This window comes from Paenibacillus sp. J2L1-98, assembly GCF_056269405.1.
Window position 1 is genome coordinate 1 of record NZ_JBWDNW010000037.1, and the last position, 23,295, is coordinate 23,295.

The 23,295-nt window shown below is 50.0% G+C and carries 20 protein-coding genes and 1 pseudogene; 9 read left to right on the top strand and 12 right to left on the bottom strand.

Annotated features, from left to right (window positions below; genetic code table 11):
- Window positions 1–254: 254 nt before the first annotated feature.
- From AC0YNZ_RS30185 to AC0YNZ_RS30210, 6 genes are all read right to left on the bottom strand, one after another.
- On the bottom strand, window positions 255–758 hold the full coding sequence (locus AC0YNZ_RS30185; protein ID WP_475830074.1) for a CYTH domain-containing protein: 504 nt from the start codon (window positions 756–758) through the stop codon (window positions 255–257).
- A gap of 20 nt (window positions 759–778) precedes the next feature.
- Entirely contained in the window at window positions 779–1,543 is a 765-nt protein-coding gene (locus AC0YNZ_RS30190; RefSeq protein ID WP_475830075.1) for an AAA family ATPase, read from the bottom strand.
- A gap of 43 nt (window positions 1,544–1,586) precedes the next feature.
- Window positions 1,587–2,744: an SEC-C metal-binding domain-containing protein gene (locus AC0YNZ_RS30195; protein WP_475830076.1), complete on the bottom strand. Its 1,158-nt coding sequence runs from the start codon at window positions 2,742–2,744 to the stop codon at window positions 1,587–1,589.
- Window positions 2,745–2,972: 228 nt separating this feature from the next.
- Complete coding sequence (locus AC0YNZ_RS30200; RefSeq protein WP_475830100.1) at window positions 2,973–4,085, bottom strand: slipin family protein; 1,113 nt, start codon at window positions 4,083–4,085, stop codon at window positions 2,973–2,975.
- Between the two features lie 95 nt (window positions 4,086–4,180).
- Window positions 4,181–4,345, bottom strand: coding sequence for a hypothetical protein (locus AC0YNZ_RS30205; protein WP_475830077.1), 165 nt, complete (start codon window positions 4,343–4,345; stop codon window positions 4,181–4,183).
- 254 nt (window positions 4,346–4,599) lie between these two features.
- Window positions 4,600–6,018, bottom strand: a complete 1,419-nt coding sequence (locus tag AC0YNZ_RS30210) for an RtcB family protein (RefSeq protein WP_475830078.1) — start codon at window positions 6,016–6,018, stop codon at window positions 4,600–4,602.
- Between the two features lie 194 nt (window positions 6,019–6,212).
- Between AC0YNZ_RS30210 and AC0YNZ_RS30215 the strand changes: the two are divergent.
- From AC0YNZ_RS30215 to katA, 3 genes and pseudogenes are all read left to right on the top strand, one after another.
- A pseudogene (locus AC0YNZ_RS30215) lies at window positions 6,213–7,525 on the top strand (WYL domain-containing protein).
- Complete coding sequence (locus AC0YNZ_RS30220) at window positions 7,512–8,255, top strand: WYL domain-containing protein (protein WP_475830079.1); 744 nt, start codon at window positions 7,512–7,514, stop codon at window positions 8,253–8,255. Before AC0YNZ_RS30215 ends, AC0YNZ_RS30220 begins: the two are co-directional and overlap by 14 nt.
- Before the next feature lie 183 nt (window positions 8,256–8,438).
- Window positions 8,439–9,896 (top strand): catalase KatA, encoded by a 1,458-nt coding sequence (gene katA / locus AC0YNZ_RS30225; protein WP_475830080.1) that lies wholly within the window; start codon window positions 8,439–8,441, stop codon window positions 9,894–9,896.
- A gap of 96 nt (window positions 9,897–9,992) precedes the next feature.
- Here katA and bshB2 read toward each other — a convergent pair whose 3' ends face one another.
- Both bshB2 and AC0YNZ_RS30235 read right to left on the bottom strand, forming a co-directional pair.
- Complete coding sequence (gene bshB2 / locus AC0YNZ_RS30230; protein WP_475830081.1) at window positions 9,993–10,649, bottom strand: bacillithiol biosynthesis deacetylase BshB2; 657 nt, start codon at window positions 10,647–10,649, stop codon at window positions 9,993–9,995.
- Between the two features lie 23 nt (window positions 10,650–10,672).
- Window positions 10,673–11,017 carry a YojF family protein gene (locus AC0YNZ_RS30235; protein ID WP_475830082.1) on the bottom strand — a complete coding sequence of 115 codons (345 nt, stop codon included), beginning with the start codon at window positions 11,015–11,017 and terminating at the stop codon, window positions 10,673–10,675.
- A gap of 159 nt (window positions 11,018–11,176) precedes the next feature.
- Between AC0YNZ_RS30235 and AC0YNZ_RS30240 the strand changes: the two genes are divergently transcribed.
- Together AC0YNZ_RS30240 and AC0YNZ_RS30245 are read left to right on the top strand one after the other, a co-directional pair.
- Complete coding sequence (locus AC0YNZ_RS30240; RefSeq protein WP_475830083.1) at window positions 11,177–11,398, top strand: hypothetical protein; 222 nt, start codon at window positions 11,177–11,179, stop codon at window positions 11,396–11,398.
- A gap of 165 nt (window positions 11,399–11,563) precedes the next feature.
- Window positions 11,564–11,773 (top strand): hypothetical protein, encoded by a 210-nt coding sequence (locus AC0YNZ_RS30245; RefSeq protein WP_475830084.1) that lies wholly within the window; start codon window positions 11,564–11,566, stop codon window positions 11,771–11,773.
- Window positions 11,774–11,775: 2 nt separating this feature from the next.
- On the opposite strand, the gene AC0YNZ_RS30250 is transcribed toward AC0YNZ_RS30245, so the two are convergent.
- The 4 genes from AC0YNZ_RS30250 to AC0YNZ_RS30265 all read right to left on the bottom strand — a co-directional run bounded on the left by AC0YNZ_RS30250 (window position 11,776) and on the right by AC0YNZ_RS30265 (window position 17,367).
- Window positions 11,776–12,855 (bottom strand): acyltransferase family protein, encoded by a 1,080-nt coding sequence (locus AC0YNZ_RS30250; RefSeq protein ID WP_475830085.1) that lies wholly within the window; start codon window positions 12,853–12,855, stop codon window positions 11,776–11,778.
- A complete protein-coding gene (locus AC0YNZ_RS30255; protein ID WP_475830086.1) occupies window positions 12,848–14,611 on the bottom strand; it encodes a class I adenylate-forming enzyme family protein in 1,764 nt (587 codons plus the stop codon). Before AC0YNZ_RS30255 ends, AC0YNZ_RS30250 begins: the two co-directional genes overlap by 8 nt.
- A gap of 286 nt (window positions 14,612–14,897) precedes the next feature.
- Window positions 14,898–16,217, bottom strand: a complete 1,320-nt coding sequence (locus AC0YNZ_RS30260) for a dicarboxylate/amino acid:cation symporter (RefSeq protein ID WP_475830087.1) — start codon at window positions 16,215–16,217, stop codon at window positions 14,898–14,900.
- 109 nt (window positions 16,218–16,326) lie between these two features.
- Window positions 16,327–17,367, bottom strand: coding sequence for a DctP family TRAP transporter solute-binding subunit (locus tag AC0YNZ_RS30265; RefSeq protein WP_475830088.1), 1,041 nt, complete (start codon window positions 17,365–17,367; stop codon window positions 16,327–16,329).
- Window positions 17,368–17,454: 87 nt separating this feature from the next.
- On the opposite strand from AC0YNZ_RS30265, the gene AC0YNZ_RS30270 reads away from it, so the two are divergent.
- From AC0YNZ_RS30270 to AC0YNZ_RS30285, 4 genes are all read left to right on the top strand, one after another.
- Window positions 17,455–19,071 (top strand): ATP-binding protein, encoded by a 1,617-nt coding sequence (locus AC0YNZ_RS30270; RefSeq protein WP_475830089.1) that lies wholly within the window; start codon window positions 17,455–17,457, stop codon window positions 19,069–19,071.
- Window positions 19,043–19,786, top strand: a complete 744-nt coding sequence (locus tag AC0YNZ_RS30275; RefSeq protein WP_475830090.1) for a response regulator — start codon at window positions 19,043–19,045, stop codon at window positions 19,784–19,786. The genes AC0YNZ_RS30270 and AC0YNZ_RS30275 overlap by 29 nt, the downstream gene beginning before the upstream one ends.
- Before the next feature lie 109 nt (window positions 19,787–19,895).
- A complete protein-coding gene (locus AC0YNZ_RS30280; protein WP_475830091.1) occupies window positions 19,896–21,353 on the top strand; it encodes an NAD-dependent malic enzyme in 1,458 nt (485 codons plus the stop codon).
- Window positions 21,354–21,547: 194 nt separating this feature from the next.
- Window positions 21,548–23,242, top strand: coding sequence for a GMC oxidoreductase (locus AC0YNZ_RS30285; protein WP_475830092.1), 1,695 nt, complete (start codon window positions 21,548–21,550; stop codon window positions 23,240–23,242).
- Window positions 23,243–23,295 lie beyond the last annotated feature (53 nt).

A 23,295-nucleotide genomic window follows, 5' to 3' on the forward strand; every position in this document is an offset into this window, starting at 1 on the left:
ACTCTCCAAATTGGTGTTTGACTTGCTCATTACTTGTTATCGCTTTTTCGCTTATCCCGAAGGATTTGCGAGGCAGTTATTACTCGTTGTTCAGTTTTCAAAGAGCAATCTTTTCTTTCGTTTGGTTCGCTTGTTTTGCTTGTCGTCCGCGTGTTTCTCTCGGCCGGAATTAGAATATACCATGTATGCGCCCAGAAGGTCAAGCGTTTTTAAAAACTTTTCTAAATAAAAGTATTTAAACATTTAATCCCTCTTTAATTGCGACGATTTCCTTGCAGCTCCCGCCACACTTTTTTGTTGCTGTACTGCCGTTCAGAGCTGATATCCTTGCCAAACCATTCCGGCGCTTCGAATGCATGGGCTGCTTCTTCCGAGTCAAATTCCACCTCAAGCACCGAGAGCTCGATTTGATCATACGTATCAATCTCGATTATGCGGCCATCCCATTCCGCCGTTATGCGGTTTTTCGTCAACGGCACGAAACCAAAAGCTGTTGTAACCTGCTCATAGATGCCTTCGGATATCGAATATTCGATTTCCTCCCTGGAAAGGCCGTTCCCCAGCTTGAAGGTATGCGTAAATGAAACCTCGCCGCTCGCCAGATCAACGATGCGCCGAACGCGCAGCTCCTGATTTTCATCCATAGCCAAATAGGTTTGTTCAATTCTTTTCTCGGATAGCACCTTCAGCTTCGCCTCTTCTATTAATGTGCCCGAAAATTGCGGCAGCAAAAACTTGCGTTCAATTTCTAATGACATCCCTAACAGCTCCTTTGAATTTATTCCTCTTCCAGAAAAAGCTCCTGAAGCATTCTTTCCCTGTTATTAATAAACTGCTTCATCAGCATGTAGTGGTCGGTTTCCTCTAATGAGATACGCTCGATACCGTCAGGGGTCAAATTATAAATGACGGCGTCCGGATACGCCATCAATATCGGTGAATGCGTAGCGATGATGAATTGCGAGTGCTGCAGGACCAGCTGATGAATACGGGAAAGCATCGCCATTTGGCGAAAAGGAGACAGAGCCGCCTCCGGCTCATCCATCATATAAAGCCCATTTCCGTTAAAACGATGAAGGAATGTGGAAAAAAAAGATTCGCCATGCGATTGCTGATGAAGCGACTTCCCGCCGTAAGAATCAATAATGCGGCCGCCGGGACCGTCCTCGCGATCCAACTGATCGATATTGGTAGCCAGATTATAGTAGCTCTCCGCACGAAAAAAGAATCCATCCCTCGGTTTGTTGACGCTGCGTGCAAGCCTCAAATATTGATGAAGCTCTGAATGAGTGGCTGCTGTGGAAAAATTAAAATTAATCGTCCCGCCCTCCGGATTAAAGCCGAGCCCCACCGCGATTGCTTCCATCAGCGTGGACTTTCCCATCCCGTTTTCGCCTACGATGTAGGTTACTTTCGGATGGAAATCCAGCTGATCCAAGCTTTGAATCGCGCTTAAATGAAACGGATAAGCATCGAAGGAGGGTACCGCTTCCCGAAGGAGCCTGACGCTTCTTAAATAAATTCCTTGCTGGCTTTGTCTCATGCTGCACGCCTCCCAGCTCGGTTAAGTCTTTAGCGTACGACCGCTAACCGCAGCATTTCTTAAACTTTTTCCCGCTGCCGCAAGGGCACGGATCATTGCGTCCGATTTTCTTCTTAGACTGGATATCGATAACCTCTGCTTGAGCGGCTTGATTTGGCACGTTATTAAGCAGTACGCTGACGCTCGCCCTTTTGGCCGACAGCTCTTCTGGCGAGTAGCCTTTGATGGCCCACTGCTTCGTGCTGTTCATCAAAGGAACCAGCAGATTCGTTATGGCTGACATCGTCACCACATTCGGAATATCAATATAGTCCTTCGTCAATTCGAGAACGGCAGCCAGAGAATCTCCGTTTTTGGTGGCGTCGACACATTCCTGGGTCATTAAATCAGCATCTTCGCGATCAATCTCATAATGATGAAGGACATAGCGAACCAAATTCATATAATGGCTGTTCCGCTCGACGTATTCAGACTCCCCTGCTTTCAGGAGCTGCTGCTTCGTAAACGGGCAAAAATCGAGATCATGTCTGAGCTCCCGCTCTTTCAATATCGCTTGCGGGTCTACTGCAAAGCAATTTGATATGTTATCACTCTCATCAATGAAGAACTTCTCGTAATAATCCGATGCGTCAACCAAAATGTTCATCAGATCATAAGACGCTAGCTGATGGTCCGCCTCCGAAATAACAAACGATTTCAGCTGCTCTACCGTCAGCGTTCCATAATAATAAAGCAAGCCTTGCGTCAGCCGAATCCATTCCGTATTCCGATTAACGATCGGAAGCTCCTGCAACGGTTCCTCTTCTTTAAAGAACTCCAGCAGCTCGGACGGCATGATGACGACATGCTTGCCATTTATCGTTCCGGGAAACAAAATCCCGCGCAAGCGGAAATACTCATATTGCTGAGTTTCAAGCAATGGTTTATCCCACATACCATCGTTTTTCACTATTTTCTGAATAAGCTTTATTCGATTTTGATCCCAGCAGCGAGTCGTATTCCACAGGCTCTCCGGAATCTTCTCTGACAGCTTCTCAACAAGCCCCTGCTTATTAAGCGAGCTTAGGTTGCTTATTTGCAAATTCGTACGAATGCTGGTCAGTTGCTGCTTTGATAATGTGCCTAGCGCATCCGCATACGATATCGGATAGGAAAGCTGCGGCCAAAATTTATCCATTGCTTTATCGCTCTGTGTAGTCATGGTGATCTCCTAAATCGCAAATTAATTTCATGCTCATCTATGAATGATACATGTGCCCAAACAAGACATGCAGGTTCAAAGATAACAAAAATCGAAGGTGGAATCAAACAAAAAATATTAATATTTTCCTCATTAAATGTAAAATTGACCTAATAATGATTGATTCCAGTTAACAAAAAAGCCCCGAAGATCATGAGATGATCTGCAAGGACTGCGCAATTTCTATTATCATTTATCCAAACTTTTCACGCTTAGCAGTGAATTGAGCTGCTCCAGCAAATTGCCGCCGCCGGTAAGCGAGATCGTGCCGATCTTCTCGCAAATTTTTTCGAGAAATTCGAGCTCCTTCAAGCGGTACAGCGTTCCATTCTCATCCATGAGCTTCGCGGTGTTAAGCAAGCTTCTGGTGGAAGCCGTTTCCTCGCGGCGGGTTATGAGATTGGCCTGCGCCTTCTTCTCCGCAAGCAGCACCGTATTCATAATATCCTTGATATCGCCCGGCAAAATAATATCCTTGAGGCCTGCCGATACAAAATGCACGCCGTAATGCTCCTTCTGCTCGTTCAAGCGCGTGAGGACGAAATTTGCGATTTCTTGCTTCATGCGCAGCAGATCATCCAGCTTCAGCGTACCGACGTATTCCCGCAAAATAAGCTGCAGCAAAATATACACCTGATCCTCAAACGACTTGATTTGGACCGCTTTGAGCGGGTCGGTAATCTTATATTGGCACACAAAGTTAAGCCGCAGCGTGACCTTGTCTTCCGTCATAATCTCTTGGCCGGTCATGTCCAGCTGCAGCTGGCGCAAATCGACCGTTCTCACCTGTACGCTTGTTGGACCCTTCCAGAAAAAGTACCTCCCCGGACGAAGCTCGCGCTGCAGCACATTATTGTAGAAAAGCAGACCGGATTCGTAACTGGCAACCTCGAACATCTGAATATAGCCCTGCAGCTTCGACAGCAGAGATCGGTCAATCTCCGCCGAAATCTCGGGATGCCGTATATCAACGCGAATGAACGAATGTTTTTTCATCACATTCCAGAAGGCATACAGCCCCGCCGTCAGCAGCGAAGCAAACTTTCCGTCTTCAAAATGCAGCACATACTCGTAATCCTGTACGTCTGCTATCGTCAGCTCCTCTACGAGCCGCGTATCTTTAATAAACAAATGTAGTTCTTTATTCGGAACGGCGAAGCGCTTCGCTACATTTTGCAAAATGACGGTATCGTCGGAAAACGGGCTATGGCGGTAAACGCCCGGCTGCAAATGCTTGATATAGCTGCCTTTTTTGAAAAGCAGTCCGCGCTCATCGCTTTTGATCATTACTTTTTTGAACATCATGCAACACCTCTTTACGGTTTTGGTGACCTTCGTAACAGGAGCTCTCCTGCGGCTGCGCCGGAATCAGGCTTAAGAAGGGAGCCTAAGCTGCTTTATAGCTTAGTAATCGATAGAGGAATATGAATGCGGCTTCCATTCGTATTCGCGCTATTTCCTACGCAGCCACAAGAGGCAACCGTCTCCAGCCGGTATCCGCCGATTGCATAGGCTTCGCTGCAGTGAACGCCAACAGGCGCGTTCTGAGAATTCCTGTTCAAGGCCGTTTACTCAGGTTTTGATCTCCGTGGAAGGGAGTCGTACATACTCTGCCAGAGAGTTATCGCGGATTAGGCGATAATCAAGGGATTCGAACCCTTTCTTATGCGAGACTAATGCCGGTATGGACAATACATCATACAAGCGCACAGCGTGCGCATGCACTGCGGGATTTAAGGAAATCCCAGCCCGGGTAAGCCATTCGTTCAATAGCCTCATCTATTATTGAAGTTATCTTTAATAGCGAAATAAATCATTAGATGCCTTTGATGGCGGCCATCGGCTTGCATTTGGCCACCACGGCAGCTAACGATGCGCCGACGACGCTGTCGATGATCTGGTCAACATCCTTGTAAGCCTGCGGACATTCATCGAGAATCGTATGCAAGGAGCGGTGGTTGACGAGTATCTCGTCATCCGTGCCGAGCTTCAGCGATTGTTCGAACTGATCGACTGTCACCAGCTGCTTCGTCGCTTTGCGGGATCTTGCGCGTCCCGCGCCATGGCAGATGGAATAGAAGTTTTTTAGACCTTCTTCCTTCCCTACCATAATGTAGGAGGAGGTTCCCATTGAGCCGGGAATGAGTGCTGGATGCCCCGTCTCCTTATACACTGGCGTATTTAGGAAGTGACCCGGCGGAAGCGCACGCGTTGCTCCTTTGCGATGAACAAGCATCGGCTGATTGCGGTGAAACTCCTTCAGCGCGTAGTTATGCATCAGATCATAGAGGACAGGCATTTCCATGCCAGTTCCGAATATCTCCCGAAAGGCTTCTCGGACGCCGAACGCAATCATATGCCGGTTGCTTACGGCAAAGTTGAGCGCGGAATACATCAGATTCAAGTAGCATTGTCCTTCATGACTAGCAATCGGAGCATAAATCAGATTCGGGTCAGGATTGCTTACGCCCCACTGATGCATCGCTTCCTTGATCGCCTTGTTATGCTCCCGGCCAACCATGCCGCCCCAAGCCCGCGAGCCGGAGTGGATCATCACCACCACCTGCCCATCAAACAAACCCCATTTTACCGCTAATTCCGCGTACTCCTCATTAATCTCCAAGTACTGAATTTCAATGAAGTGATTCCCGCTTCCGAGTGTACCTAATTGTCCGCGGGCATATTTCATAATTTTTGGAGGAAGCTGCTTCAGATAGGTATGGTCATAAATGAAATGCGATTGCTCCACATGCGTCAACCACTGCTCATCCGGAACATATTTCCCCGGCAGCCCCTTCAGGCCGTGCTCCACCACGCTCAGCACGTCAATATCGTCATAGTTCGTATTCGTACGTTCGTTAGTCGGCACGTATTTCTCGATAGCCGCGATCAACGACCGACGAATCTCTTTCGATAACATGTCGCGCTTATGCAGCGAAGTCGTGTGTACGCGCATGCCGCAGCCGATATCCGAGCCGACGATAGACGGCGATACGCAGCCATCCTTCATGTTCCATACGGCTGTTGTGCCGATGCAAGTTCCGACGCCGATATGCGCATCAGGGGTGTAGCTCATATATTGGTTCCGAGGAATTTGCAGGTTGTTGTTTGCCATTTCAAATACTTTAGCCTCGAAGGTTTGGAATACCTTTTCGTTGGCGAATAAGTGAAGCTTGCCATGCGGAAGCTCCATTTCATGGTGATTGCCGCCATGTCTCTTGTGCTGCATCAGCATTGTAAAACCTCCCGTGCTTCTTGCTCTTTCTTTCAGGCGATCAGCCGTCTTATGAGCTCTATCTTCTCTTATTCGAAGCCTCCCGAACATGGCGAAAGTATTACGACAAAGGAAAATTTTCCTTTTTGTTCAAATTCGTCTTCTTCCTGTTAAGATAGATGGAGAAAACCGTTTATGATCGGGGGAACTCCTATATGGCAAGAGAGAGCTTCGATAAAGAGATCCAGTTTTTGCGCATGCTCGTCCTAACGAGCGGTGCATACAATCGTCAGCAGTACGCAGAGAGACTAGGGATTTCCATCCATACTTTCGATAAAACCATTAAGCGTCTGAAAGAAATCGTGAACGCCGTCTGCCAGCAATTGCCCGGGGATCAGGGAAAAGAATTTGCCGAGACGATCCGCTACAGCTATCTCGAATCATCCGACCCGATGCTGCTGTTTCTATTTCGGGCCAAGTCGCTTAAGGAATCGGAAAGCCAGCGTCTTTCCCTGCAGCTTGCCGCCATGCAAGAGAAGCCCTTATCCGCTATGGAACTTCTTGATCTATGCTGCGGCAGCATGCCTGAAGGCCTCCCGCTTCCTGACGAGAAGACGATCCGGGGTGATCTGAAATATTTAGAACAGGTGGGCGTCATTAAGAAGGAGCCGGGAACGCGCCCGTTCCGCTTCCGGATATACAATGACTTAATACGGGAGCTATCGAATGATGAGCTGCTTGATTTATATGATTTTGTAGACATTATGGCGAATACGCAGATTCCTTCGGTACAGGGCTATTTGCTTCGCGACGGCTTGAAGAAGCATATTGTCCGAAAGCAGGCCGATTATAGCCAAGTCGAGCCCTTCTTATATAAATACCACTATTACTCCCGTATTTTGGACGAGGCTCATCTCTTTACGCTGCTTAGCGCAATTCGCAGCCGGCGCTTGGTCAGCTTCCTCTATTTTTCGCCGAAAAAGGAAACGAGCTACTCCTCCAAAAACACGAATCCGTTATTCGAACGTAATACAGAGGGCATGCAGGAGACGACGCTGCCGCTTAAGGTCGTCTATGATCATCAGTATGGCCGTTGGTATTTGCTAGGTCACCATTCCAGATACGGAATGAAGAAATACCGCATGGAAGGCGTAACCCAAATTTCCGAGGAGGCTGGCGTTTCCGAAGAGCTTTACTTGGCCAAAAAAACAGAGCTGGAGCAGCGTATCCGGCATAGCTGGCTTATCGATACAGGCAAGACCGTGACGGTTCGCGTCCGTTTCTTTAACCCTGGACCCGGCATAGCGAGCTTCGTCAAGGAACGTGTGCTGCTTCAGGGGCAATGGGGAATGATTTTGGAAGAAACGGCTGAGTCTTTTATCTATGAAATCGAAGTAAACGCACGATCGAGATTAAGCCGTGGATCCGAAGCTTTGGCTCAAGCTGCGAGGTGCTGGAGCCTTTGAAGCTGCGGCAGGAAATGATCGCGGAGTGGAAGGAGATTAAAGCGTACTATGAATCTGTTTGAGAAAATATTTAACTATCAAATTGTATCCAGATTGGAAGATTCAGGGACGTTTATGGTAACTGCCCATGAGCGCGGCTGGTTGAAGACGATGCTTGAGCATCCTTCCGCTTCGGAGGCCTTTGCACCTTCAACACTTTGGAGGCTGCGGCATATTCTGGGGCAAGACCATGTACTCGATACGGGCGACCTGCTGCACAAGGCAGCCAGCAAGGAGAGGCATGTCTATCATCCCAACCTTCGTCCATTAAGAGAAGCTATTGCGAATAAAAGCATTCTGCGGTTAAGCTACGGCATCAAAGGCGACCGGACTTACAGCGAACAGGAATGCTTCCCCTACAAAATGGAATATTCGATGGTCAAGCGGGAATGGTACCTGCTCTGGTATCATGTCAGAAATCGGATGCTGATGAGTACGAAGCTGCACAAGATCGTAGAGATGCGGGAGCTAGCGTGCAAATCGGAATACTACGAGCAGCTGCGGGCCAAGGTTCAGGCTTTGCTGGAGAAACGAAGCGTAAGCGCCGATATTCTCGTCGTGCGCGAATACAATGCAGAGCTGTCTCGGATTTTGTATGCTTTCTCATGCTTTGAGAAAGAAGTGAGCTATGCTGCGGAGTCTAATGAGTATACGATTCGGCTGTACTTCTCCAGCAGCGATAGCGAATATGTGCTTTCAAAAACCCGTTTCCTCGGAAAGCGGGTACGTATTAAGGATGGCGGGCATCTGTAGCGCCGCATGCTGGAATCCGCGACACGGGCGCTCGGACGCTATGCGGAATTATGACTGCCGCTATCACATTTTGACGAAAAATTTCATTTGTAATGATTTTAAATTGATATTGATTTTCCCATAGAAAGCGGTAACATATTACGTGAGGCGCAATCATACAAAATCAAACGAGGTGAATCTATTATGAGTACAGAGAAGAACAACCTTACGACTAGTTGGGGTGCTCCCGTTGGAGATAACCAAAACTCGATGACAGCCGGCTCTCGTGGTCCCACATTAATTCAAGATGTTCACCTACTGGAAAAGCTAGCACACTTCAATAGAGAACGTGTTCCAGAACGCGTCGTTCATGCCAAAGGCGCGGGCGCGCACGGATACTTCCAGGTTACGCATGATGTTACGCCTTACACCAAAGCGAGTTTCTTATCCGAGGTAGGAAAGCGCACGCCGATGTTCATCCGTTTCTCCACCGTTGCCGGCGAGCTTGGCTCTGCCGATACGGTCCGCGATCCACGCGGCTTTGCCGTTAAGTTCTACACCGAGGAAGGCAACTACGACTTGGTGGGCAACAACACTCCCGTTTTCTTTATTCGCGATGCGATTAAATTCCCTGACTTCATTCATACACAGAAGCGCCATCCGCAAACCCACTTGAAAAATCCGAATGCCGTATGGGATTTCTGGTCTTTGTCGCCGGAATCTCTGCATCAGGTTACGATCCTTATGTCTGACCGCGGTATTCCCGCTACATTTAGACATATGCATGGCTTCGGCAGCCATACCTTCAAATGGGTGAACGATGAAGGCCAAGCCGTTTGGGTAAAATACCATTTCAAAACCGAGCAAGGCGTCAAAAACATAACCAATGAGGTTGCTGCCAAAATTGCCGGAGAAAATCCGGACTACCATACCGAGGATTTGTTCAATGCAATCGCAAGCGGTGATTTCCCGGCGTGGAAGCTTTATGTACAAATCATGCCGGTGGAGGATGCGAATACATATCGCTTCGATCCGTTCGACGTGACGAAGGTATGGTCTCAGAAGGATTATCCGTTAATTGAAGTCGGCCGTATGGTGCTCGACCGCAATCCGGACAACTATTTCGCCGAGGTTGAGCAAGCGACGTTCTCGCCAGGGTCATTCGTGCCCGGTATAGAAGCTTCGCCTGACAAAATGCTGCAGGGCCGCCTGTTTGCTTACTCCGATGCTCATCGCTACCGGGTAGGCGCCAACCACAATCAGCTGCCGATCAATCGCCCTGTCGCTCCGGTAAACAATCACCAGCGCGACGGTCAAATGCGTGCGGACGGCAATGGGGGAGCGTCGCTTTACTACGAGCCCAACAGCTTTGGCGGGCCGAAGGAATCGCCTGAGAACAAGCCGGCTCCGTTCGAGGTATCGGGCAATGCAGACAGTGTGGGCTTTGACCATCATGACCACTATACGCAGGCAGGCGATCTCTATCGCCTGATAAGCGAAGAGGAGCGCGCCCGCCTAATCGAAACGATTGTTGGCGCGATGAAGCCGGTGGAGAAAGACGAAATCAAGCTTCGACAAATCGGCCATTTCTACAAAGCGGATCCCGATTACGGGCAGCGGGTCGCCGAAGGCCTTGGCTTATCGATCTCGCAGCAATCATAAACGGTACTACATTCTTACATCGAAATAGCGGCTGTCGAATCTCATTCGACAGCCGCTATTTCTTTCCTTCGAGCTGTTAATCTGCAAAACTTTTAATCAATTAAAGGGATAAATCCAGAAGCGCTCTGTACCAAACCGCTCCTTAATTTCCTCATCCTCCAGCTTTTTGCTGCCTACCAGTTCAGCCGCCTGGAACTGAGAGCGATGAGCTTGGATAGATGCCATTTTTTGCTGTAAAAAATCCTTAACGTCGTTGACAAGCTGAGGCTTGCCTATTGCCTGTTGATGATTTTTGGCAAAAGCTGAGCAATAAACAACCGGCCTTCCCTCTTTAGGCAGCCTGCTGATCGTGCGGATTACGGCCGTCCCGCATGCATCATGGTCGGGATGAACGCTGTAACCCGGATAAAACGTATAGACGATCGACGGGCTCAGCTCTTTAATGAGCGCATCGATCTGACCGTCCAGCTGCTCTTGATCCTCGAATTCAATCATTTTGTCGTGGAAGCCGAGCATTCGCAGATCCTGTATGCCAATGGCGCGGCAGGATTCCTCGAGCTCGATTTTTCGTATAGCCGGAAGTGTAACCCGATTAGCAAAAGGCGGAATCCCCATATTTCGTCCCATTTCCCCCAGCGTCAAGCAAGCGTAAGTGACATGGGCTCCGTCTTGTATATGCTTAGCCAGCGTTCCCGATACGGTGAAGGCCTCATCATCGGGATGCGGCAGTATCACTAAAATGTTTTGTTCCATACCATCTATCGTCTCCTCTCTCATCAGAAGGGCACCCGGCTTAGTTGAAGCGACACTATCAGCTTGCCTTGGCTGTCATGTCCTGCCAGCAGCAGCCTTTCCATCTCACTTTCCTCCCAGTGCGTAAGCCCTTCCGAATAAATCCAGCCCTGTATCATTTTCAAGCCGACCCGATAAGGCCCGCTGCCTGCAATCGATCCATGAGAATAACGGATGACAGCATTCGTAATGAAGTTAGCCGCGGGATGCTTCGAGCTGTCGAGATGGGCAGCGTAGGCACCCGTTGTCATTTCTAGATGAATATAAAGATCCTGATTCTTGAAGCTGTCGATTCGTTGCTGCACCTTCTCTTGATTAATAAGCTGCATTTTTTCCCCTCCCCTATATCAGCACAACTTATAAAATTAGTTTCTAATATTAGAATCATTCTAACATACTTAAACTTAAAGAAATAACAGCACAGATACTGCTTTTCCTAACGCATTTTGTGGTATACTGCTACAATATTAAAATGCTGGAGGCTTAACATGATGAAAATTTATGTCATTCAATCGTTCAACGAGGACGGAATGGAAAACGTGTATGTAGGCGCTGACGAGGAAAAAGCGCTGTCGCTGAAAGCAGCCGACTTTGACCATTGTGATGCTCTGTTCGTCGAAATCTGGGAAGACGGCGAGAAAACCGATGATTTCCGGCTGGTAGAATCCCCTGAAGAGGACAATGAGGAAGCTGAGGAAGAGCTCAGATAAGCCCACTCATAAAGAACTGGTAATCCCTAAAGCTGCTGCGGATGCAAGCTTTGACAGCTTCTTCGAATATTACGCTGCACACGGAATCCTGGCCTATCGCGGTCAGGATTTTTTTGGAAGCCGTTGAACCATTTTGCTCCCGTTAAGGAGTGAGAGGAATTGCAAATGAATAGATACATAGACGGAATGAAGGAAATACACGCTGGCAATGAGATGAAACGGCAGCTGATGAACAATGCAAAGCAGCCTACTCCGGGCAGCGGTAAAGCCTTTGCTTTCAAAAAAACAGCCGCCCTCTTGGCAGCTGTTTGCACGATTCTATTAATCGCGGTATTTGGCGCTTCCTTCCTCCAACCCGGCAATGATGAGGACTAGCACTACGACGGCAAATTTCCCGTTTGCCTCGCTGCCACGGATTTAGAGCCTAAGCTGAACAATGCCGTAAAGACAGCACATTCAAAGAGAGTCAGGAGCAAGAACGTAAAGTCCTGTGCTTCGCTCATACTTGCCGTGCTCCAACCGAGCAGCAGAAGGTTTATGCGCATAAACAATATATGGCCGAAAAACGTGACGATGCTGAACAGATTAATCATGTTGTGATACGTCTGTACGGCTGGACTTTGAATACGCAAAATGCCATAAAAAAGGAGGAGCGTGTTCGGAAGCATGCTGAAGGCCAGCTTGTAATCCGTCGTCCATTCACTAAATCGAAGCAGCAGCAGCGTCTCGGTAACCGTAACAATAATCGCCGAGATAACAATGGGCTTTACTCTGATTTGCATGAGTTTATCCTCATGCTTGGCGAGCAGAACGCCGGCGGTAACGAACGTAAAACCGAAGCCGACATATCTCGTCGCAAATAAATACAAATAGTCGAGATAATCGGGGTCAATGGAAGGAAAGCTTTGTGCCGTCACGCCAAGTACCGTCTTCAGGCTGCCGGATACGAATTGAATGCCTGTAAATCCCGCAAGCGCCAAAATGACGGCAAGACGAACGCGCTGCTTTTGAAAGAGCCAGTAGGCGGTTAAAAGGCCGAAGAAGAGCGGCGGAATAAACCAAAATTGAATAAACGGTCCGTTCAGGAACACGGCTATAAACAACACCTTGGCTTGAACAAAAAGATTACCCGCCGTCAGGCCGCCGTTAATCAGCTTCGGCACGATACTTTCCGCCGCGAATATACAGCAAAAAAAGCAATAGATGATAAACAGACGCGTTAGATACTTCTGCATATACAAGCGTGAGCTTGCCGCATGGCTCCAGCCCTTGTACGCCAGAAAGCCTGCGATTACGTAGAAGCACGGCACGACTACCCTCGCCGCAAGAGCAGCAAACTGGACGATCGTTTGTCCCGGCAAAAGCATCATGTAACGGAACAGCATAATGTGAGCGATAAGGACAAGCAGCGAGCCCGCCAGCTTAAAAAGCGTAATTCCCGGATAGTATTTACGCATGTTTCCGCAGCTCTCCTGTCCCGTTCAGCACCAATGCTTTCATTTCGGCAATCGAGATCTTTCCGGTCGGCGAGAGCGGGAATGCCGGTAGAAACACAAAATAATGCGGCAGCTTAAAGGCTGATAAATACTTTGCCAAATCATTTTTCAGCTGATCGGAAGTTAGGCCCGCTCCCTGCCTGGTGACGATGCAGGCACATATCTGCTCCCCGTATAGCTCATCCGGCACGCCAAGCACGAGCGCCTCCTCCACATCCCTATGCCGCAGCAGCGCATTCTCAATTTCTACCGGAGAAATTTTTTCGCCGCCGCGGGAAATGAGCCTGTTCAGCCTTCCGGTAATCGTTAAGCTTCCCTGATCATCCAGAAATCCTAAATCTCCGGATTTGTACCATCCGTCTTCGGTGATGCTGGCCCTATCGTGGGACTCGTTCGTATAGCGCATGACCCGGTGGCTTCGAATCGCAATTTCACCATGCTCATGAGGAGGCATCGTCTCCCCTGTTTCCGGATTCAATATTTTCACCTCTACAACCTTATCGACCTTTCCGCCAATACTGTAGGCAGCTTTTTCAAATTCCTTATATTGAATTAACCCGCTTAAAAGATTCGTGTGCTTCAGCAGCTCATAAACGAGCCGTAATATAACGTTATTTTTGCGGTTAATAAAACAGGTTCCATTCGCGACTGAGCCGGCTTCCGAGGAGCCGTAGCTCACCATAAAAAAGTAGAGATTCAAGTTTTTCATAATTTTTTGCAAAATCGTATTGTTCACCGCCGCTGATGTAAAAGCTACGCCGAGCAGCGACCGCAAATTAAACTCGTCCCTCTTCGGGGACGAAAGCATTTGCTGGATCATAAACGGAGTCCCTATGAGCACTCTGCACTTTTCCTTCTCAACGGCAGATAAAGCTTTCAAAGGGTTAAAGTGGCTGAGCATGATAATGCGGATATTACAGGCCTTCAAGCCAGTAAACAGAATCGCAAACCCTCCTAAATGATATAGGGGCAGCAGACTCATAACCGAAAAATAACGGGTGATCCTATCGCTTAGTCTCATGAGCAAAGACGTGCCTCTCCCCGGCTCTTCCGCATGATTTGCAGATAGTAAGAAGGAAGCCGTGGAACGCAAAACACCCTTCGGAAGTCCGAGCGTGCCCGAGGTATAAAGCAGGATGAGCGGGTCCTTGGGGGCAATAGCTGTGCATGCATGTAAAAATATGTTCTCCTCCGCGCCTGTCCCGAGCGCTCTCAATGCGGAGAAAGGCTTAAAGGGCCCGGCAGTCCGGCCGGCTTCTTCCAGCACAAAAATATGCTCAGGGAGCCAGTCGATATCCATTCCCGCTTTCCTGCACTCCATTATCATTTCTTGCATCATGGCAGGATAATGATTGTGCTGACCCTCCGTCCCCATGATCATGGCTGCAGGGCGGGAGTCCTTCAAATAATGTAGAAGCTCCTGCTTCTTGGAATATGTATTAAGCGGAACGATGATAGCGCCGACACAAGCGGCGGCATACATCGAAATAATCATTTCCATCCTGCCCGGCATAAGCAGCGCGATGGCGTCGCCCTTCCTTATGCCCAGCTGCAAGAAGCCTTTGGCCAGAAGGCGGGCTTCTTCCCAAATCTTCAACCATGTATAATGCTGTGAGGCAACCGGAAAGCTATACGCGACATCATGAGGGGATTCGGCTGCTCTTTTTTGAAGTAAATAGGGAATCGTATCTTGGTTATATACACTCTTATTTTTCATTTCCCTTAACCCCCCGCGATCATAAAATAACGGCACCCGGCTTTTACGATGGTATATCTCGCGCTCCCCTTCATGCACAATATTCTTCTTAACGAACAAAATATAGAAAAAGGACCCATGAACCTATGGAACCAAACTTATAGGTCTAATATATCATCATTTTAGTTCTTAATAAAGAACAATTAATGCTGCGTACTCTTCATCCGCCGCGACCGGACAAACAAAAAAAGACACGGGTCCGATTCGGCCAGTGTCTTCTTCAGATCTATTCCATTTCATTGCTTCGTTAACCGATATTCGGAGTCGTCTTAACAAGGCTGCCGGCTGTCCCCGTTGATGGAAGCGCACTGTAATCAGCTGTTTCATCCGCTTCCTGCTTCTTATCCGGATGGAACTCTTTTTCCATTTTGGCTACGACGACAGTGGCTACGCCGTTCCCGATCAAGTTCGTAATCGCACGGGCTTCCGACATAAAGCGGTCGACCCCGAGCAGCAGAGCCATTCCTGCAACCGGGATGCTCGGGAACGCCGCCAGCGTTGCCGCCAGCGTAATAAAGCCGGAGCCCGTTACGCCCGCTGCTCCCTTGGAGGTAAGCATGAGTACGCCGAGCAGTGTCAACTGCTGCCAAAGCGTCATATCTACGCCGGAGGCTTGCGCCACGAACAATGCAGCCATCGACAAGTAAATCGAAGTGCCGTCCAGATTAAACGAATAGCCTGTAGGAACGACAAGACCTACAACAGACTTGGAACAGCCGTATTTCTCCAGCTTATCCATTAACCTCGGCAGGGCCGATTCCGAAGAAGAAGTGCCAAGCACAAGCAAAATTTCTTCTTTGATGTACCGGATAAACTTAAATATGCTGAATCCGTAAGTACGGGCAATCGCGCCAAGCACCACGATGATAAAGAGAGCCATTGTAATATATACCGATCCCATCAGCTTGCCTAGCGACAGCAGCGAACCGACTCCGAATTTGCCGATCGTGTAGGACATCGCGCCGAAAGCGGCGACCGGAGACACCTTCATGATCATATTCACGATACCGAAGAAAGCATGCGACAGCTTATCGAACAAAGCAGTTACAGGCTTAGCCTTCTCGCCCATTGCCGTTAAAGATAACCCGAACAAAATCGCAAAGATCAAAATCGGCAGCAGGTCGCCCTTCGCCATCGCGCCAACAACATTATCCGGGATAATGCCAAGCAGGAAGTCTGTAATGCCATGGCTGGATTCCGCCGCAGCTTCCGTATACTTGGAAATATCGCCGCTCGCAGCGCTGGCATCAATTCCCGCTCCCGGTTTGACCAGATTGACAACAACCAGGCCGATTGCGAGCGCAGCCGTTGATACGATCTCAAAGTACAACAGTGCTTTGCCGCCGATCCGGCCGACCTTTTTCATGTCGCCCATATTGGCAATGCCGTTCACAACCGTAAAAAACACAATCGGGGCAATAACCATTTTGATCAGCTTGATGAAAGCGTCACCAAGCACTTTCATTTGTTCCCCGTATGCCGGGAAGAAATGTCCGAACGATATACCGAGAATAATGGCAAGCACGACTTGTACAGTAAGGTTTCTCAAATTTAACTTAAATCGCATGAGGGCAGCCTCGCTTTCGTTTTTATGAAAACGCTTTATCTTGCGTGTGCCCTCATCATAGGAGAGAAATCGCTTCCAAACAAGCATGCGGTCATATTGTTCGTTTTGGTTATTTTGGTCTTCCGATTTCGCTCATAAGCTCCGTGCCGATGATCTGCTCATACTGATCGTAAAGCGGCTCCAGCTTGCGGATCCACTGCTGTCTTTCCTTTTCCGTGAGCTTATGAACCGTAAAACCGTCGATTTCCTCCAGCTCGCGAAGCTGCTTCGCATGCATCGAAGCCGTCTCTTGATGAAGCCATGACGTCGTCTCCTCCAGCGCTTGCTCCAAAAGCCTTTGTACATCCGGAGGAAGGTCCGCCCAGAACTTCTTATTGAACAGGACCACATAACCCAAATAACCGTGATTGCTGATCGTCATATATTTCTGAACCTGATACAAACGCTTGGTTGCAATATTCGATATCGTATTCTCCTGCCCGTCCGCTGCCCGGTCCTTCAACATACCGTATGTCTCGTTGAATGGAATTTTGACGGTCGATGCGCCAAACGCTTGAAATTGGCTGACTAGCATCTGGCTCGGCTGGATGCGGAACGTCTGGTTGCGAAAATCTTCCGGCACCTGAAGCGGCCGCACGCTGCTCGTCATCTGTTTGAAACCGTTCGCCCAAAAGGCTGCTCCCTGCACCTTGTGAGCGTTAAGCGTTCCGAGCAACCGCCGCCCAAGCTCGCCCTGCAGCGCAGCATCCACGGCCTGCTGATCCGCGAAAGCAAACGGCAAATCCATCGCCAGCCACGCCGGATCAACCACGCTCATATTCGAGAAAGAAGGCGCGATCATTTGAATGGCTCCGCTCTGCAGCGCCGCAAATTCCGTATCTCCGGAATAAAGCATCCCGTTCGGAAACACCTGGATTTCCACGCGGTCATCGCTCAGCTCCTTCACGAGCCTTGCAAAATGCGCGGCGGCGAGGCCCTTGGGCGTGTTTTCGGCAACGACATGGCTGAATTTGATCACGATACGATCCTTCAGTCCCGTCTGCTCGTCATCTATCGGCAGCGAGTCTGCAAAATGCGGCCGGAACCCGATCACGAAAGCCGCAAACATTCCGAGCACAATAAACAAGCCAATGCCTATCCACGTTTTCACCGTATACCTCCCAGTTGCTATTTTACGATCATTATTTCACAATAGAGTCAAATCGTAAACTAACGACCGGAAGGAGAGAAGCTGTTCTTGAACCAATTGCGCATTTATTGGAAAATCATTATTTTATCGTTTGGACTGGTGCTCTTCTCCCTTCTGATCGGCGGTGTCGTCGTAATAGGCAGCGTAACCAGAATCAAGGAGGACGAGCTGCGGCAGCGTCTGATGATTACGGCTCGAACCGTCGCCAATTTGCCCGATATTAGACAAAACATAGAACAGCAAGGCGGTTCGCGGCAGATTGCCCCGGTTGCGGATAACATTCGAATTATTAACAACGTTGCATATGTCGTTGTACTGGATATGAATCGGAAGAGGCTTTCACACCCGCTCTCAGAGAGGATCGGCGGAACCTTTACCGCGACCGACGCGGATGCGGCGTTTGCGGAGCACACGTATGTGTCCAAAGTAACTGGAGAAGCCGGCGTCGGTCTGCGCGCTTACGTGCCTGTCATAAGCGAGCAGCATATGCAGATTGGCGTCGTCGTCGCCGGCGGATTGCTGCCCGGGCTTAAAGAGCTCGTCGCGCAAGAGCGGCAGGCGATTGCGCTTACTTCCCTGCTCTCCCTGCTGTTCGGCATGTTCGGTTCCGCTCTGCTGGCCCGCCATATTAAGAAGCAAATGTACAATTTGGAGCCGCAGGAGATCGCCCGCATGTACCGGGAGCGGAGCGCCGCTTTTCAGGCCATGCACGAAGGGGTAATCGCTATCGACCGCAGTGAGACGATAACGATTTTTAACGAGCGGGCCAAACAAATTTTCGGTGTAGAGCAGGATGCCGTCGGCCGTTCCATTCGTGAAGTGCTGCCCGATACCCGGCTGCCTGAGGTGATGGAGCTTGAGCGGCCCGTGCTCAATCAAGAGCTGCGGATCGGCAACACGCTCATATGGAGCAACCGAATTCAGATTCGCGAGCAGGGAACGATTGTTGGCGCCATTGCGATTTTTCAGGACCGGACAGAAGTGGCGAAGATGGCGGAGGAGCTTACCGGGGTGCACAAATTCGTCGATGCGCTCCGGGTGCAAAATCATGAGCACAGCAACAAGCTGCACACCATTGCCGGACTGCTTCAGCTGGACAAAAAAGATCAAGCGCTTCAATATGTGTACGATATAGCCGAGCAGCAGGAAGGGATAACGCGGTTTATGCAGGAAAATATTGCAGATGACAGCCTGGCCGGTCTGCTGCTTGGCAAAATCAGCCGCGGCAAGGAGCTCGGCATACATGTCCAGATCGATCCGCACAGCGAGCTGAAACGGTTCCCTCCCCTGCTGGATCGCCACGATTTCGTTCTGCTGCTCGGCAACTTGATCGAGAATGCTTTTGACGCTTTAGCCAAAGCCGAGCGGGATCGTAAAGAAATTTATGTAAGCCTGGAGCAAAATGAAGAACTGCTCTCTATCCTCGTGGAGGATAACGGTTGCGGAATGACCGGCGATACAAAAGCGCGGATGCTGGAGCGCGGCTTCTCCACCAAGGAGAGCAAAGACCGCGGGATCGGACTTTATTTGCTGCAAGGCATCGTCAGAAAAGGAGGCGGCCAGCTGCGATGCGAATCGGAGCTTGACCGCGGCACTTCGATGGAGATTTCGTTTCCGATGACTGGGGGGATTCAAGATGACAGCGAATATAAAACCGGTATTTAAAGTTGTTTTGATCGAAGACGATCCGATGGTTCAAGAGGTGAACAGACAGTTTATCGAGCAGGTGCAAGGCTTCCAGGTTGTCGGTGTCGCAGACAACGGAAATGACGGGCTGCAGCTTATCTGCGAACTGTCGCCGAACCTGGTTTTCCTCGATGTGTTCATGCCTTCGCTCGGCGGCATCGAAACGCTGCAGCGGCTGCGGACCATGGCGCTGCCGGTCGATGTCGTCGCCGTCACAGCGGCCAAGGATGCGGAAACGATACGCACTATGCTCAGGCACGGCGCATTCGACTATATTATAAAGCCGTTTAAGCTGGAACGGGTTAAGCAAACGTTGGAGCGCTACCGCTTGCAGCATGATGCGTGGACGGAAGTCCCGCCGGTCACGCAGGACGATCTGGACCGCTTGCTGCATACCGCGGGCGCATCGGGGTATACCGTCAAGGCGGGAGCCCTTCAAACGCAGGATGCCCCCGCGAACGGGCAGGATGATTTGCCCAAAGGCTTGAACGCCGTCACGCTGAATCAGGTGCTGCATGCCATGCGGCTGCACGATGGGGGATTATCGGCGGAAGAGGCGGCAGCTGCCGTCGGAATTGCCCGCGTAACCGCCCGGCGCTATTTGGACTATCTCGAGAAGACGGGGCTCGTCAAGCTGGAAATCAATTACGGCAGTGTCGGCCGGCCCGTTAACCGGTATGTGCGAAAGCTGTGACCAAAATGAACAAAAATAACAATATGGCCAAAAACTTCCCACACTCCCATGTAAACGATAACATGAAGGGAATCAGTTATAGATACCATTGAACGGGAGTGTGGTCTACATGGCAATGCCGGCATCTGCAAGCACCAACATCGTACTTCGCTTGGAAATGGACAAGGACAGCACGACGTTCGGACGAATCGCCACTGCGATTGGCGCATCTGGCGGCGATATCGTCGCAGTCGATGTGAGCGGGACGAGCAAGACGACGACGATTCGGGATTTGACCGTTAATATTTCCGAAACGCTTCGCAAAGAGTTAATTGTAAGCGCATTAAATAAATTGCCCGGCGTGCGCGTGCTTCAGGTTTCCGATCAGACATTTCTCATGCATTTGGGCGGAAAAATTGAAGTGACGCCGAAGATGACCATTAAGACGAGAGACGATCTTTCACGCGTCTATACGCCTGGCGTAGCGAACGTCAGTATGGCCATCCATGAAGATCCAAGCCGCGCGCATACATTGACGATAAAACGGAATACTGTTGCCGTCGTATCGGACGGTACGGCGGTGCTCGGGCTCGGCAATATCGGCCCTCTCGCGGCTATGCCGGTCATGGAAGGAAAAGCGATGCTGTTCAAGCAATTGGCAGGCGTGGATGCCTTCCCGATTTGCCTCGATACGCAGGATACAGAAGAAATCATCGCTACGATCAAACGGATCGCGCCGGCCTTCGGCGGCATTAATTTGGAGGACATCTCCTCCCCGCGTTGCTTTGAAATCGAACAACGGCTGATCGAGGAGCTCGACATTCCGGTATTCCACGACGATCAACATGGTACCGCCGTTGTGCTGCTGGCCGGCATCTTGAATGCGGTGAAGCTCGCGGGAAAAAGGCTCCAGGATTGCAAAGTCGTGCTGAACGGCGTCGGCGCGGCCGGAACCGCCTGCACCAAAATTTTGCTAGCCGCAGGGGTCACCAACATTATTGGCGTCGATCGCGCCGGTGCGCTTGTGAGCACCCGGGAATATGAGCATGCGGCATGGAATTGGTATGCCCAGCATACGAACCCGGAACGCGAGCAGGGAACGTTGTCCGACGTGATTACGGGAGCGGATATATTCATCGGCGTTTCCGCGCCCGGCGTCTTGAAAGCGGACGATATTCGCAAGATGGCGAAGGATCCGATCGTCTTTGCTATGGCTAACCCGACGCCGGAGATTTCGCCCGAAGAAGCCGAAGGGCTTGTGCGGGTGATGGCGACCGGACGTTCGGATTATCCGAATCAGATTAACAACGTGCTTTGCTTCCCGGGATTGTTCCGGGGAGTGCTGGACTGCCGCGCCTCCCGCGTCACTGAGGAGATGAAGCTGGCGGCCGCCCATGCCATCGCATCGGTCGTTACCGAGGATGAGCTGAATGAATATTACATTATTCCAAGCGTATTTAATCCGCATGTCGCCGAGAAAGTAAAAGAAGCGGTCATCAAAGCCGCATACGCTTCAGGCGTCGCAAGGAGACGGGAACGGGGATTGCAGACATCTGCCGTCAAGGTTCCAAGTAGTGTACAAGCGTAAACGGCTGGCGCCATCCCTGGCGGTAAATAAGCTGTCCCAAAGGCCATAAACCTGGGACAGCTTATTTTTTTATGCAATAAAACAGGAACGGTTTTGTCCGGCATAAAAACGGCTGCCTCCGCATTACAGTATAAATAGGACTCATCTATGTTGATATGCTCTGCTTTCTTGCCATTTGGATAGGAGTGACTTCATTGAAAATTTGGGTATCTGACGAGCATGACACACTCAGAACGATCGCGAATAAAAACCACGTTTCCATCGAGGATCTATTCATGTTCAATCCGCATATTGCACATCCCGATCAAGTCACCGCCGGCCAACTGGTCTATCTTCCTTCCATAGTAGAACCAGACCTAAGAATCGATCCGGGCACTATGTCTGGAAGTCCTCTTCCGGGCGCTATGTCTGGAAGTCCTCTTCCGACTTGTCCGGCCGTTCCTACAGAACCGCTTAATAACTGGATTCCCCTCACACCCTTGGAGGAGATGGCTCAAGAGGAATATGATGTTCTCATTATCGGCACCGGAGCCGGCGGCGGAGCTGTCCTTTGGAGATTATGCGAGCAGTTGAAACAGCAGGGGAAACGGATTGGCATCATTGAACGGGGTGACCAGTACATTCCAACGCAAGCCAGGAACCTGTCGACGATGAACCAAGAACGCCTAACCGCGTATTTCACTTACTTATCCAGGCCGTTGCCGGGTGCTTTCCCGGAATATCCGGGAGCAAGGCAGCTTTTTGCGCTGGGAGGCAGAACGCTATTCTGGTACACCTTTACCCCCCGGATGCACGAATGGGATTTAGCGAAATGGCCTATCCCGATTCATGAGATGGAGAGCTACTATGGCGTTGCCGAGGAAGCCATGCGGGTAACCAGCTCCTTTGCAGAGGGCTCTTCTTTCACGGAAATATTACTGGAGCGGCTGTGGATGCGCGGCTATTCCAAGGCAGCACCCCTTCCGCTCGCAGCTGATATTGTGCCTCAATCCTTCGGACAGATTCATACCGATATGTTTACCAGCTCCATTTCCCTGCTCGCCAGAGCACTTAATCTAAGCCCATTCGATCTGGCAATCAACTCGCGCGCCGTGCAAATTATCCACGATAATAGGAAGGTCTCCGGCGTCAAGGTTATGTCTCCGGATAAAACCGCTTATACGATAAAAGCCAAAACGGTTGTTTGCTGCGCAAGTACCTTTGAAACGCCGCGCCTGCTGCTATATTCGGGCATTCAGAACCCGGCGCTGGGGCACTATTTCACGAATCAAACCTTTGTGCAGGCCACAGGAACCGTAAGCACTGCTGATTTCCCAATCCCATGGGGCCCGCTGAACATTATGATTCCACAAACGCCGGAAAATCCGTACTCCGTGCTGATGACGGGACCGGAAGCTTTCTATTGGTACCCTGTTGCTGTAGAAAGGCCGCTATCGGGCACAACAACTGTCAACTTATATGGCTATGGCAAGGTCGAATCCAGATACGAGAACCGGATTACGCTGAATCCGTACAAAGTAGACGATTATGGGATCCCTGAAATACAGGTTAATTTTTCCTTAAGCGAAGCCGATTGGGCAGTCGTTCGCCAAATGTCGGACGGGATAAGACGCATAGCCGCTAGTGCAGGCATAAGTCTCAATTCCGAGGGCGGCAGACCGCCCATTTGTCTAACCCCTCTCGGCGATTTGCATCATGATGCGGGCTCATGCCGAATCGGTGATGACCCAGCTGATTCAGTCGCTGACCAATACGGGCAGGTCCACGGTATATCCGGTCTCTATGTGGCCGATAACAGCGCCTTACCTGACACTGGAGCCGAAAATCAAACGTTGACGACGATTGCGCTCGCCATTCGAACAGCCGATCACATTGCCCGGACACTTTAAATTTAAATGATAATAAAAAGGAGAGGTTTCCCGATTTCCGGGAAACTTCTCCT